General features: G+C 73.7%; 15 protein-coding genes. 11 read left to right on the top strand and 4 right to left on the bottom strand.

Annotated features, from left to right (window positions below):
• Positions 1-11: 11 nt before the first annotated feature.
• From HNR61_RS11315 to HNR61_RS49885, 5 genes are all read left to right on the top strand, one after another.
• Positions 12-1,139 (top strand): GAF domain-containing sensor histidine kinase, encoded by a 1,128-nt coding sequence (locus HNR61_RS11315; RefSeq protein WP_312897847.1) that lies wholly within the window; start codon positions 12-14, stop codon positions 1,137-1,139.
• Positions 1,136-1,804, top strand: a complete 669-nt coding sequence (locus HNR61_RS11320; RefSeq protein ID WP_182843034.1) for a response regulator — start codon at positions 1,136-1,138, stop codon at positions 1,802-1,804. Before HNR61_RS11315 ends, HNR61_RS11320 begins: the two co-directional genes overlap by 4 nt.
• Before the next feature lie 39 nt (positions 1,805-1,843).
• The gene (locus tag HNR61_RS11325; protein ID WP_083999236.1) at positions 1,844-2,632 is read left to right on the top strand and encodes a PP2C family protein-serine/threonine phosphatase; all 789 of its coding nucleotides are present in this window, start codon (positions 1,844-1,846) and stop codon (positions 2,630-2,632) included.
• 372 nt (positions 2,633-3,004) lie between these two features.
• Positions 3,005-3,370 (top strand): DUF2752 domain-containing protein, encoded by a 366-nt coding sequence (locus HNR61_RS11330; RefSeq protein ID WP_157419743.1) that lies wholly within the window; start codon positions 3,005-3,007, stop codon positions 3,368-3,370.
• A 93-nt stretch (positions 3,371-3,463) separates the two neighbouring features.
• On the top strand, positions 3,464-4,210 hold the full coding sequence (locus tag HNR61_RS49885; protein ID WP_182843035.1) for an RDD family protein: 747 nt from the start codon (positions 3,464-3,466) through the stop codon (positions 4,208-4,210).
• Between the two features lie 66 nt (positions 4,211-4,276).
• Here the strand turns inward: HNR61_RS49885 and HNR61_RS11340 are convergent, their stop codons facing one another.
• A complete protein-coding gene (locus tag HNR61_RS11340) occupies positions 4,277-5,038 on the bottom strand; it encodes an Rv1486c family protein (protein WP_182843036.1) in 762 nt (253 codons plus the stop codon).
• A gap of 90 nt (positions 5,039-5,128) precedes the next feature.
• On the opposite strand from HNR61_RS11340, the gene HNR61_RS11345 reads away from it, so the two are divergent.
• From HNR61_RS11345 to HNR61_RS11355, 3 genes are all read left to right on the top strand, one after another.
• Positions 5,129-5,917, top strand: a complete 789-nt coding sequence (locus HNR61_RS11345) for an ABC transporter ATP-binding protein (RefSeq protein ID WP_067814044.1) — start codon at positions 5,129-5,131, stop codon at positions 5,915-5,917.
• A gap of 57 nt (positions 5,918-5,974) precedes the next feature.
• Positions 5,975-6,979: an SPFH domain-containing protein gene (locus HNR61_RS11350; RefSeq protein ID WP_182843037.1), complete on the top strand. Its 1,005-nt coding sequence runs from the start codon at positions 5,975-5,977 to the stop codon at positions 6,977-6,979.
• A gap of 134 nt (positions 6,980-7,113) precedes the next feature.
• Complete coding sequence (locus tag HNR61_RS11355) at positions 7,114-7,881, top strand: sulfite exporter TauE/SafE family protein (RefSeq protein WP_182843038.1); 768 nt, start codon at positions 7,114-7,116, stop codon at positions 7,879-7,881.
• Here the strand turns inward: HNR61_RS11355 and HNR61_RS11360 are convergent.
• Positions 7,865-8,998 (bottom strand): MFS transporter, encoded by a 1,134-nt coding sequence (locus tag HNR61_RS11360; RefSeq protein ID WP_182843039.1) that lies wholly within the window; start codon positions 8,996-8,998, stop codon positions 7,865-7,867. The genes HNR61_RS11355 and HNR61_RS11360 overlap by 17 nt on opposite strands.
• Positions 8,999-9,053: 55 nt before the next feature.
• On the opposite strand from HNR61_RS11360, the gene HNR61_RS11365 reads away from it, so the two are divergent.
• Positions 9,054-9,794, top strand: coding sequence for an AraC family transcriptional regulator (locus HNR61_RS11365; protein ID WP_182843040.1), 741 nt, complete (start codon positions 9,054-9,056; stop codon positions 9,792-9,794).
• Positions 9,795-9,850: 56 nt separating this feature from the next.
• Positions 9,851-10,096 (top strand): DUF8836 family protein, encoded by a 246-nt coding sequence (locus HNR61_RS11370; protein WP_182843041.1) that lies wholly within the window; start codon positions 9,851-9,853, stop codon positions 10,094-10,096.
• A gap of 24 nt (positions 10,097-10,120) precedes the next feature.
• On the opposite strand, the gene HNR61_RS11375 is transcribed toward HNR61_RS11370, so the two are convergent.
• Positions 10,121-11,041, bottom strand: a complete 921-nt coding sequence (locus tag HNR61_RS11375) for a Rieske (2Fe-2S) protein (RefSeq protein ID WP_067814035.1) — start codon at positions 11,039-11,041, stop codon at positions 10,121-10,123.
• Between the two features lie 193 nt (positions 11,042-11,234).
• Here HNR61_RS11375 and HNR61_RS11380 point away from each other — a divergent pair, with 193 nt between their 5' ends.
• Entirely contained in the window at positions 11,235-11,510 is a 276-nt protein-coding gene (locus HNR61_RS11380; RefSeq protein ID WP_182843042.1) for a hypothetical protein, read from the top strand.
• A gap of 8 nt (positions 11,511-11,518) precedes the next feature.
• Here HNR61_RS11380 and HNR61_RS11385 read toward each other — a convergent pair whose 3' ends face one another.
• Positions 11,519-12,037, bottom strand: a complete 519-nt coding sequence (locus HNR61_RS11385; RefSeq protein WP_312897848.1) for a pyridoxamine 5'-phosphate oxidase family protein — start codon at positions 12,035-12,037, stop codon at positions 11,519-11,521.
• Between the last annotated feature and the right edge of the window lie 20 nt (positions 12,038-12,057).

Below are 12,057 nucleotides of genomic sequence, written 5' to 3' on the forward strand. Positions count from 1 at the left end.
ATCCGCCCAGGGTGGCGGAGCCCGTGGTGGCCGACGGCGCGAACGCGGCGCTGCACGCCGTCTCCTCCGCCGTGCTCGCGGTGACGCGGCACCTGTCGGTGCACGAGGTCCTCCAGGTGATCGTCCGCGCCGCCGCCCGGCTGCTCGACGCGCGGTACGCGGCGCTCGGGGTCCCCGACGAGCAGGGCTCGTTCGCCGAGTTCGTCGTGGAGGGCGTCTCGGACGCCGAGTGGGAGGCGATCGGGCCGATGCCGCGCCAGCACGGGATGCTCGCGGCGATGCTGCGCGACGGGCGGCCCATGCGCCTGGCCGACATCCGCCGCGAGCCCGAGTTCGAGGGCTGGCCGCAGGCGCACCCGGTGCTGAAGGACTTCCTCGGCGTCCCGATCCGCGACGGGGAGAACGTCCTCGGCATCCTGTTCCTCGCCAACCGGAACCCCCGCGGCTTCACCGAGGCCGACCAGGAACTGCTGACCCTGTTCGCCGCGCACGCCGCCATCGCCATCACCAACGCCCGCCTCTACGAGCGCAACCGCGAGCTCACCGTCGTCGCCGAACGCGGCCGCCTCGCCCGCGAGCTCCACGACGCCGTCGCCCAGAAGCTGTTCTCCCTGCGCCTCACCGCCCAGGCCGCCGCCGCCCTGGCCCCCCGCGACCCCGCGCGCACCGTCGCCGAGCTGGCCCAGGTGGAACGGCTCGCCGCCGAGGCCCTCGCCGAGCTGCGCGCCGTCATCTTCGAGCTGCGCCCCGCCGACCTGGCCGACGGCCTGACCGCATCGCTGCGCAAGCACGTGGAGGTGCTGGACCGCGCCTACGACACCCGTGTCCGCTTCGTCTGCGCCGAGCCGGTCGACCTGGCGGAGGACGCGGAGGCGGTGGCGTTCCGCGTCGCGCAGGAGGCGCTGTTCAACGCGCTGCGACACGCCGGGGCGCGGACCGTCGACGTCCATCTGGGCGTCGTGGACGGCAGGGCCGTGCTGGAGGTCTCCGACGACGGCACCGGCTTCTCCCGGGGCGACCAGCAGAACGGGCTCGGCCTGGCCTCGATGCGCGAGCGCGCGCGTTCCGTCGGCGGCGTCCTCACCATCGACTCCGCCCCGGCGGCGGGCACGACCGTCCGGCTGGAGGTGCCCCGATGAGCGAGCCGATCAGGGTGCTGATCGCCGACGACCATCCGGTGGTGCGGCAGGGGCTGCGGACGTTCCTCGGCGTGCAGGACGACATCGAGGTGGTCGGCGAGGCGGAGGACGGCGTGTCGGCCGTGACGCTGGCCGAGTCGCTGCGGCCCGATATCGTGCTGATGGATCTCAAGATGCCGGGCGCCGACGGTGTCGCCGCGCTGGCGGAGCTGCGGGCACGCGGGGTCCCGGCACGGGTGCTGGTCCTGACGAGCGTCACGGAACGGCGGCACGTGCTGCCTGCTGTACGGGCGGGTGCCGCTGGGTATCTCTACAAGGATGTCGATCCGCGGGCGCTCGTTCAGGCGATCAAGGCGGTCCATGACGGGCACGTCCTGTTCGCACCCGACGCCGCCGAGGCGATGATGCGTGCCGGGACGGCCGGCGCGGCGGCCGACGCGCGCGAACGGGACGACGACCGCGGCCCGGCCGCGCTGACCGAACGGGAACGGGAGGTGCTCGTGCACATCGCACGGGGCAGGTCCAACCGGGAGATCGCCCGGACGCTCGTGGTCTCCGAGAAGACGGTCAAGACGCACGTCAGTAATCTGCTCATGAAACTCGGAGTACAGGATCGGACGCAGGCGGCGCTGTACGCCGTCCGCCACGGACTCGCCGGCGACTGAGACATCAACTCCTCTGACAGGATCGTCATCGAAATCGGTATGAACGTAGCAATCAGGTACGCAGCAGGCAGCGACATCGGATGCAGCCGAGAGAACAACGAGGACTCGGGCTACGCCGGTGCACGGTTGATCGCGGTCGCCGACGGGATGGGCGGGTACGCGGGCGGCGAGGTCGCCTCCTCCACCGTCATCGGCTCGCTGCGCTCGCTGGACACCGACGCCCCCATTGACGATCTTGTCGGGGCGCTCGGCCGCGCGGTGGCCGAGGCCAACGAGAAGTTGCGCATCGTCCGGGAGGAGCGGCCCGACCTCAGCCGGATGGGCACCACCCTGACCGCGATGCTGTGGGACGGGCGTTCGGTGGCGCTGGCGCACATCGGCGACTCGCGCGGCTACCTGCTGCGCGACGGCGAGCTGTTCCAGATCACCCAGGACCACACGATGGACGAGCTGCTGAAGGCCGAGGCCGAGCAGCAGGGCGGCACCACCGATCCGGCCGAGACCTCGCGGCTGTCGCACGTGCTGTACCGGGTGCTGGACGGCCGCGAGGACCGCGAGCCGGACCTGCGGCTGCGCGAGGCGCGGCTCGGCGACCGGTATCTGCTGTGCTCCGACGGGCTGAGCGGCCCGGTGGACCCGCAGACCATCTACGAGACGCTGACGGCGGAGGCGGACCCGGCCCGCGCGGCGCAGCGGCTGATCCAGCTCGCCCGCGACAAGGGCGGCCCGGACAACATCACCGCCGTCATCGCCGACGTCGTCGAGGCCGAGCACCTCACCGAGCCCGAGGTCCCGCTGGTCGTGGGCGCCGCCGCGCAGCAGTCCTGACGCCGCGCGGCGGCCGGCCCCGCCGGCCGGGCGTTCCGTTCCCGCGCCTCCCGGTCCGGTCCCGATCGCTACGTTCTCCCGGGACGGCAAGGGGCGAATATCACAGTCCGGCGAACTCTGGGCAAAACGACATGCCCCAGTGGTCGGTATGTCCTACCGTGGCCCATGAGGTGGGCCAGGTCATACGGTGGGTAACGGTCGCGTTGCGGCTTGTTGGTCGGACTTGACCCGCCTTGGAGTGCACCCGGTATACGGGTCACTCGGACGCAAGTCAGGAGGCGGAGGATTCTTTTGGGGGGCACACCTGCGACCACGGTCGCCGGTGCACCGAAGGGTGCGATCGGCGTCGCGGCCGACAGGGTTCTCACCCTCATGCGGCACGGCCCCATGGGGGTGGTGCTGCGTGTCACGACGATGGCCGTCGCGGCCGTCGGCGTGGCCTGGATCCACCGTGCGCACGACCCCGGCGTGCTCTGCCCCCTCCGGGCGGTCACCGGGATCCCCTGCCCCCTCTGCGGAGGTACCACCGTGTTCATCGAGCTGGGCTCGGGCCGTCCGGTCCACGCCCTGCTGGCGAACCCGGTGGCCCTCGTCGGCGCGGTCGGCATCGCCGTGGCGCCGCTGGCGAGGGACCGGTGGTGGGCGCTGTCGCCGAGGACCCGCGCCTGGGTGCTCGGCCTCGCCCTCGTGGGGTCGGAGCTGTGGCAGCTCGCCCGGCTGGGCCTCCTGCGCATCTGAGCCGCCGTCCGTCGTCGGCCAGACTTTCGCGGAGCCTTCCGGGTCCGGCGGGCGTCACAGGAACCAAAGGGTCAACACCAATAAGGAGCAAGTGTGGGTAACCCCTACGACCCCTACGGCCAGCAGCCGGGCTACGGACAGCAGCCCGCGCAGCCGGGCTACGGTCAGCCCCCGGCCCAGCCGGGCTACGGCCAGCCCCCGGCGCAGCCGGGTTACGGTCAGCCGCCCGCCCAGCCCGGGTACGGCGCGCAGCCCGGTTACGGCCAGCCTCCGGCGCAGCCCGGCTACAACCAGACCCCTCCGCCGCCCCCGGCGCAGCCGGGTTACGGTCAGCCGCCCGCCCAGCCCGGGTACGGCGCGCAGCCCGGTTACGGCCAGCCCGCCGTCGAGGTGCACCACCACCACTACGGCTCGGGCGGCCAGCTCGCCGAGTGGGGCTCGCGCGCCGGCGGCTACATCATCGACTACCTGATCTTCGCGGGTCCGGTCTTCCTGCTCTACATCCTGTCCCTGATGCTGATCGGCACCGGCGACGGCGGCGGCGCCGGCCTCGGCCTGCTGCTCATCATGGTCGGCGGCCTGATCTCCACCGCGGGCGGTCTGTGGATCTGCTACCAGGAGGGCACCACCGGCCAGTCCATCGGCAAGCGCCAGATGGGCATCCGCCTGGTCAGCGCCCAGACCGGTCAGCCGATCGGGTTCGGCATGGCGTTCCTGCGCAAGCTCGCGCACTTCGCCGACGGCGCCGTCTGCTACATCGGCTACTTCTGGCCGCTGTGGGACGAGCGCAAGCAGACCTTCGCCGACAAGATCTGCAACACCATCGTCGTCCGCGCCTGAGGCACGACGCCGTCCAGGGCGCTCCCGCATCGCGCGGGGGCGCCCTGCGCCTTTTCCGGGGCCCTGCTAGGGGACGGGGTCGAACGCGCTGTTGCAGGCCGCCACCAGCGCCCGGCGCACCGCCGCGTCCAGCGACCGCAACGCCTCGTCGCGCCGCCGCACCTGCCCGGCGTCCAGCCCGCGCGCGTCCATCCGCCGCGCCAGGTCCACCACCACCGCCAGCCGCCCGGCCAGCGCCGCCACGCGGTGCGCGCGCTGGGGGTAGCCGGGCGCGAGCGGGTGGTCGTCCCGGTTCGGGTCGCGCAGGTCGATCAGCTCGTCGGCGATCTCCGGCGGGATGCCCGCCACGTCGTCGACCGCCAGCAGCGCCTCGGTCGCGTCGCGCATGGCGAGCGCCAGCGACCGGTCGGCCTCGGCCAGCGTCGGGACGTCCGGCTGGGCCGCCGAGGCGTCGTGCATCACCCACCGCACGCCCGTGTAGGACGAGCCGCGCCGGTCCTCCACCGGCACCAGCCCGATCGCGCGGGTCGGCAGCGCCAGCACCACCGCCGCGCCCGCCTCCAGCGCCGCCCGGTTGAACTCCGGAGGCCCGGTCAGCCCGAGCGGGTCGCCCGGCACCGGCAGCGCCAGCCGGAACGCCGACAGCCCGCCGATCCGCAGGTCGCCGAGGCCCCGCCGGAGGGTCACCTCGGCCGGGTCACCGCCCAGCACCTGCGGCCCGGACCCCTCCTCCAGGAAGTCCACCGCCGCGTCGAGTCCGGCGTTGCCGGTGAGCCAGGCGTTGCCCCAGGCGACCAGCGCGGTCGCCGCGTCGCGCGCGTCGTCCATGCAGACCACCATAAGTCTTCGGAATCGCATAGGTTCTTATCCGGAGACGGATCACCCGGGAAACGTTGGATAAGGGGACAAAGGCGCGCGATGGCCGGCGAGGTACTGCAGCTCCGCGGGGTAGGGGTCAAGCGCGAGGGGGCCACCCTGCTGCGCGACGTCACGTGGACGGTGAACGAGGGCGAACGTTGGGTGATCGTCGGCCCGAACGGCGCGGGGAAGACGACGCTGCTGCAGGTCGCCGCGGCGATGCTGCACCCCAGCTCCGGCAGTGTCGAGATCCTGGAGGAGGAGCTCGGCCGCACCGACGTGTTCGAGCTGCGGCCCCGCATCGGGTTCGCCAGCTCCGCCGTCGCCGAGAAGGTCCCGGCCGGTGAGACGGTCATCGACCTGGTGCTGACCGGCTCGTACGCGATCCTCGGCCGCTGGCAGGAGGAGTACGACACCACCGACGTGTCCCGCGCGGTCGCGCTGCTGGAGGCCCTGGGCTGCTCCGACCTGATCCGCCGCTCGTTCTCCACCCTGTCGGAGGGCGAGCGCAAGCGCGTCCAGATCGCCCGCGCCCTGATGCCCGACCCCGAGCTGCTGCTGCTCGACGAGCCCGCCGCCGGGCTCGACCTCGGCGCCCGCGAGGACCTGGTGGACCGGCTGGGCCGGCTGGCGGCCGACCCGGCCGCGCCGACGATCGTCATGGTGACCCACCATGTCGAGGAGGTCCCCGAGGGCTTCACCCACGCGCTGCTGCTGCGCCGGGGCGAGCTGGTCGCGCAGGGCAAGGTGGACGAGGTCTTCACCACCGAGCACCTGACGGCCGCGTTCGGGGTGCCGCTGGGCGTGGACCGGCAGAACGGCCGCTGGTACGCCCGCACCGTCCGGTAGGGGCCGCCGGGGGAAGGGACCCTGTTCGGGAGGGGAAGGGCGACTTACCATCCAGGGGTGACCTCCCCCCTGGTCGTGTCGCTCCTGCTGGTCGCGGTGGCCGGGTTCGCGCTCTACCGGTCGGTGCGCATCGTCCCGCAGGCCACCGCCGACATCGTCGAGCGCCTGGGGCGCTACCACCGCACCCTGAACGCCGGGCTGGCGGTCACGGTGCCGTTCGTCGACCGCGTCCGCAGCCGCGTGGACCTGCGCGAGCAGGTGGTGCCGTTCCCGCCGCAGCCGGTCATCACCGCCGAGAACCTGGTGGTCGGCATCGACACGGTGATCTACTACCAGGTCACCGACCCGAAGGCCGCCACCTACGAGGTCGCCGACTTCCTCACCGCGATCGAGCAGCTCACGGTGACGACGCTGCGCAACATCATCGGCGGCATGGACTTGGAGCGCACCCTCACCTCCCGCGAGGAGATCAACACCGAGCTGCGGGGCGTGCTGGACAACGAGACCGGCCGCTGGGGCGTGCGCGTCAACCGGGTGGAGCTGAAGGCGGTGGACCCGCCGGACTCCATCAAGGAGGCGATGGAGAAGCAGATGCGCGCCGACCGCGACAAGCGCGCGTCGATCCTGGCGGCCGAGGGCCAGAAGCAGTCGGCGATCCTCACCGCCGAGGGCGAGCGCACCTCGGCGGTCCTGAAGGCGCGCGGCCAGGCCGAGGCGGCGGTGCTGGCGGCCGAGGCCGACGCGAAGGCGCAGGCGTCCCGGGCCCGGGGCCAGGCGCAGGCGATCGCGACGGTCTTCAAGGCCATCCACGAGGGCAGGCCCGACCAGCGGCTGCTGGCCTACCAGTACCTCCAGACCCTCCCGGAGCTGGCGCGGGGCGAGTCCAACACGGTCTGGGTGGTGCCCAGCGAGATGAGCAGGGCGCTGGAGAGCCTGGGCGGCCTGTTCTCCGCGCCCGACCCGGTCCCGGCCGACCGTCCGGAACGCAGGCCGCCGCCCCGCCCGGCCGACGACGGCGGGTTCCCCCGCGAGGACGACGACTTCCGCCCCTACAACCCCTGACCGCCCACCCGGTTCCGGCCGCGCCCGGCCATCTCACGATTCGGGCAATTCGGACCCGCCTGTCGTGATGTTCCGGGACTTCCCTAACATCGGGGGGTCGCAGGGAACCTCAGGACTCTTGGGTGGGCGGGAACGTGGACTTGCTGGAAACGGCCGCGATCTTCGCGGCCGGGATCGCCGCGGGCGGCATCAACACCATCGTGGGCTCCGGCTCGCTGATCACGTTCCCGACGATGGTGGCACTCGGGTTCCCGCCGGTCGTCGCCAACGTCTCCAACAACATCGGGCTCGTCCCCGGCTCGGTGACCGGCGCGTACGGCTACCGCGCCGAGCTGAAGGGGCAGCGCGACCGGCTGCTGCGGCTCGGCACCGCCTCGCTGACCGGCGCGCTGGCCGGCGCGGCGCTGCTGCTGGGGCTGCCCGACCGGGCGTTCCAGTTCATCGTCCCGGCGCTGATCGTGATCGCGCTGGTCCTGGTCGTGGTGCAGCCGCGCGTGCAGAAGTGGGTGCTGGATCGCCGCGAGCACCACCGCCCGCACGGCGGGCCGTGGCTGTGGGCGGGCGTGCTCGCGGCGGGCGTGTACGGCGGGTACTTCGGCGCGGCGCAGGGGATCGTGCTGATCGCGCTGCTGGGCATCGCGCTGGACGACGACCTCCAGCGGATCAACGCCGCCAAGAACGTGCTGTCGGCGGTCGTCAACGGCTCGGCCGCCGTGCTGTTCATCGGCATGCAGATCTTCGCGGGCACCCGCATCGACTGGACGGCGGTGCTGCTGATCGCGGTCGGCTCCACCATCGGCGGGCTGCTGGGCGCGAAGGTCGGCCGCCGCATCCCGCCGCTGGCGCTGCGCGGCGTGATCGTGGTGGTGGGGCTGGTCGCGCTGGTCACGATGCTGACGTGAGCGCGGGCTCGCGCAGCCGCCGGGCCAGCAGCCAGGCCAGCGCGGGGAAGGCGGCCAGCGTGGCGACCGCCGCGTGCAGCGACGTCGCGTCGGCCAGCGCGCCCAGCGCGGGGGTGAAGACCCCGCCGACGCTCACCGCCAGCCCGAGCGTCACCCCGCCGGCGGTGCCGACCCGCCTCGGCAGGTAGTCCTGCCCGAGCGTGATGTGCAGCGAGAACGGAACGTACAGCGCGACCGCCGCCACGGCCACCACCCCGTACAGCGCCGGTCCCGGCACCAGCGCCACGCCGCCGAGCGCGGGCACCGCGACCGCGTAGGCCCGCCGCACCGTCGTGACCCGCCCCCAGCGCCGGGCCAGCCGCCCGCCGAGCACCGTGCCGACCGCGCCCCCGGCGAACAGCGCGAACAGCGCGACGCCCCCGGCCGTCTCGCCGGGCTGGACGCGTTGCTGCACGAACAGCCCGAGGAACGAGCCGAGCCCCACGTACGCGATCGACCGCAGCACGACGACCGCCGACAGCGTCCCGAACGCGGGCCAGTCGTCCCGCCCCCGGGCCTCGCCGCGCGCCGCGCCGCCCGCGCGCCGTCCCAGCAGCGGCACCGTGACCAGCGCGCCGACCAGCGCCGGGACGGCCAGCAGCGGCGCCGCCGCCAGCCCGCCCACCGCCAGCACCGGGGTCACCAGGAGCGGCGCGAGCGCGAACCCCACGTTCCCGCCCAGCGAGAACCAGCTCATCCCCACCGGATCGCCGCCGGTCACCACGCGCGCCAGCCGCGCCGCCTCCGGGTGGTAGGCCGCCACCCCGAACCCGGTCAGCGCGACCGCCGCCAGCGTCATCGGGTACGACCCGGCCACCCCGACCAGCGCGACGCCGCTCCCGGCCGCCAGCGTGCTCACCGGCACCAGCCACCGCATCGCCCACCGGTCGGTCAGCACCCCGAACAACGGCTGCACCACCGACGACAGCAGCGAGGCGGCCAGCACGACCCCGGACACGCCCAGATAGCCGTAGTGCCGCTCGGCGACCAGGAACGGCACCAGCACCGGCACGATCCCCTGGTACAGGTCGACGCACGCGTGCCCGGCGGAGAGCGCCCACCGCTCGTTCGTTCGCATGCACGCCAGCGTCGGTCTCCGGGCGGGCTGGCGGCTTCCGATAATCTGCCAATCGATGAAGGTTTCCCGCCACATGCCGCACGCGCCCACCGGCCTGCGCCTCCTGCCGCCCGGCGGGGAGATCGACGCCCACCACCACGACGACCACCAGATCGTCTACGCGGCGCGCGGCGTGGTCTCGGTGGCCACCGGGGAGGGGCGGTGGATCGCCCCGGCCACGCAGGCGATCTGGATCCCGGCGGGGACCGTGCACGAGCACCGCGCCTACGGCCGCACCGACCTGCGCCTGGTGGGCCTCCCGGTCACCGCCAACCCCCTGGGCCTGGACGCCCCGGCCGTGCTCGCTGTCGAGCCGCTGCTCCGCGAGCTGATCGTCGAGTACACGCGGGAGCGCGGCACCGGGGCCGAACGCGCCCGCCTGCTGGCCGTGCTGCTGGACCGCCTGCGCCGCTCGCCCCGGCGGCCGGTCCACCTGCCGGCCCCGCGCGACCCGAGGCTCGCCGCCGTCTGCGCCGCGCTGCACGAGAACCCCGCCGACCCCCGCGGCCTCGCGCGGCTGGGGGCGGAGGCCGGGGCGAGCGAGCGCACCCTGTCCCGGCTGTTCCGCGCCGAGCTGCACATGACGTTCCCGCAGTGGCGCACCCAGCTCCGGCTGCACCACGCCCTGATCCTGCTCGCCGAGGACGTCCCGGTCACCGCCGTCGCGCACCGGTGCGGGTGGGCGTCGGCGAGCGCGTTCATCGACGCGTTCCGCCGGGCGTTCGGGGACACACCCGGCCGCGCCAAACACGGTTGAGCAGGTCTTTTACTGGGTATAAGTCGAATATATGTTCGACTGTGGGGGTTGTGCCGATGAAGGGTGACAGGGTCGAGATCATGATCGACGCCGGGGGTGAGGGGACCCGGACGTACCAGGTCGCGGCCACCCGCGCCGGACGCCGGGTCGAGATCGCCAACCGCCGGGGCGTCGTGGAGGTGAGCGAGGTGACCCGCACCGGAACGCCGGTGCGGACCGCCCGCTTCATGTCCAGCAGGGTCCTCGCCCTGGTCGAGTACCCGTCGGCGGACCCGCGCTCCGCCGACGAGGACGAGGAGTAGCGCGGGCCGGGAGCGGGGCCGGACCTAGGGGACGGGACGGACCTGGACCGTTCCGCTCTCCAGGACCCGGGTCTCGAACGAGGGCTGCCGCCCCGTGGCGGGGCCGTGCACCACCGAGCCGTCCGCCACCCGGAACGTGCTGCCGTGCCACGGGCACACCACGCACAGCTCGGCCTCGTCGTCGGTGACGATCCGGCCCTGGTGCAGCGGCCCGGCCAGGTGGCTGCACCGGTCGGCGAGCACGTGGACGTCGTCGCCGCTGCGCAGCACGAACAGGCTGATGTAGCCGAGCCGCCGGTGGACCGGCCAGCCGTCGGGCAGCTCGTCGAACTGGCACAGGTCGTGCCAGCCGAGCGGCACCAGGTGCGCCACCTGGTCGGCGTGGCTGGCCCCTGCCGCCTGCCGGAACGCCAGGTGCCCGCCCAGGTAGCCGCCGGTCAGCAACGCCGACAGGCCCGCGAACCCCAATCCGCGCCCGAGACCGTCGCGGCCGCGCAGCCGCGCCACCAGCGACGCCCCGTACAGCAGCGTCGCGCTCACGGTGCCCATCGCGTGCACCAGGCCGACGCGCTGCTGCTCGCGGTGGAGCGCCGACCAGTCCGCCAGCCCCGTCAGCGCCGTCGGGACGGCCCCGGCGAGCCCGACGCCGATCAGCACCTGCGACGCGCGCCGCGTGCCGGGCAGCAGGTCGAGCACGGCCGCCGACATCCAGGCGCCCATCGGCAGGTCGGTCAGCGGCGGATGCGCGGGATGCCCGGTCGGCACGCCGTGCAGCGCGTCCTTGACCGGCCCCTTGGGCAGCGCGGCCCGGACGGCCCCGCTGATCGCGCGGGTCGCGCGGTCCAGCCCGTCGGCGTGCTCCAGCCCCTCGACCAGGTCGACCAGGCGCGACCCGGCCTGCGGCCGCCCGTTCCGCCGGAAGATCTTGCTCGCCCGTCGGTTCATGTCCCTCCTCAGGTGCGTGCCTCCGGTGCCCATGGACACTGCCGGTCGTTGCCTGACACCGTCTGCGACCCTAGTCCCCGCGATCAACCGACGGCCACCCGCGTGCGGAGTCCTACCGAACGGTAAGGCACCGTAAACCCGAAGGTTCCGACCAGCGGACAACGCCTTCTCCGGAGCCGCCCCGTCGCTTACAGTGAGGACGACCGTACGCGAGCAGGACGAGCCGAGGCTCATGGACGTTCCACCGCCGACCCGCGACCACCTGATCTCCGAGATCCAGGAACGATTCCCCGGCTGGGGCGTCTGGCACAGCGACGCCCACCGCTGGTGGGCGTTCCGCACCGCCTTCGCCCCGCTCACCATCGGCCAGCTGCGCGCGGGCTGCCGCCTGATCGTGCAGGCCGACACCCACACCGAGCTGTGCGCGGCGATCCGCGCCGAGATCGAGTACGCCCGCCGCGCGGCCTGACCACGCGGTCATCCCACTGGGGCCCCGGCGCGCGCGGCGACGTGCGGCGGCGTTCCCGAGCGGAGCTTCACCGACGCCTCCGCCAGGGAGAGCGCCAGCAGCGACGTGGCGGCCGGCTCCCCGCGGCTCGGCCGCCGCGCGCGGTCCCACTGCCCCGGCGCGCACTGCTCGCTCAGCAGCCGCAGCCCCGCCAGCTTCTCCCCGGGGTCGGTGACGGGCCGGGCCGTCCCGTAGATCATCGCGCTGCGGTGGTCGACGCCGTGCCCGGACACCGGCCGGGCGAGGACCGGGCCGTCCAGGTGCGTGACGGTGACGCGGACCTCCGCGCCGGACGCGGCGACCAGGCCGCGGCCGGCCGCCGACCCGTGCAGGTACAGGTGCCGCCCGTCGCTCCCGTAGACGGTCGGGACGACCGTCGGGCACCCGTCCACGACCACGCCGAGATGGCAGATGAACCCCGCCGCCAGGATCGCGTCGAGTTCGGCCCGCTCGGTGGCCGGGAGCCGGGGCGGCAGGCTGTCGTTCACGTCGGGTCTCCCACTGTTGA

The organism is Actinomadura kijaniata (assembly GCF_014138665.1).
Taxonomy (GTDB): domain Bacteria; phylum Actinomycetota; class Actinomycetes; order Streptosporangiales; family Streptosporangiaceae; genus Spirillospora; species Spirillospora kijaniata.

Coding starts and splice junctions, on each gene's coding strand:
- HNR61_RS11360 (WP_182843039.1), bottom strand. CDS start 8,998: ATGCGAACGAACGAGCGGTGGGCGCTCTCCGCCGGGCACGCGTGCGTC.
- HNR61_RS11325 (WP_083999236.1), top strand. CDS start 1,844: ATGAACGTAGCAATCAGGTACGCAGCAGGCAGCGACATCGGATGCAGC.
- HNR61_RS11345 (WP_067814044.1), top strand. CDS start 5,129: ATGGCCGGCGAGGTACTGCAGCTCCGCGGGGTAGGGGTCAAGCGCGAG.
- HNR61_RS11320 (WP_182843034.1), top strand. CDS start 1,136: ATGAGCGAGCCGATCAGGGTGCTGATCGCCGACGACCATCCGGTGGTG.
- HNR61_RS11330 (WP_157419743.1), top strand. CDS start 3,005: ATGCGGCACGGCCCCATGGGGGTGGTGCTGCGTGTCACGACGATGGCC.
- HNR61_RS11375 (WP_067814035.1), bottom strand. CDS start 11,041: ATGAACCGACGGGCGAGCAAGATCTTCCGGCGGAACGGGCGGCCGCAG.
- HNR61_RS11365 (WP_182843040.1), top strand. CDS start 9,054: ATGAAGGTTTCCCGCCACATGCCGCACGCGCCCACCGGCCTGCGCCTC.
- HNR61_RS11340 (WP_182843036.1), bottom strand. CDS start 5,038: ATGGACGACGCGCGCGACGCGGCGACCGCGCTGGTCGCCTGGGGCAAC.
- HNR61_RS11370 (WP_182843041.1), top strand. CDS start 9,851: ATGAAGGGTGACAGGGTCGAGATCATGATCGACGCCGGGGGTGAGGGG.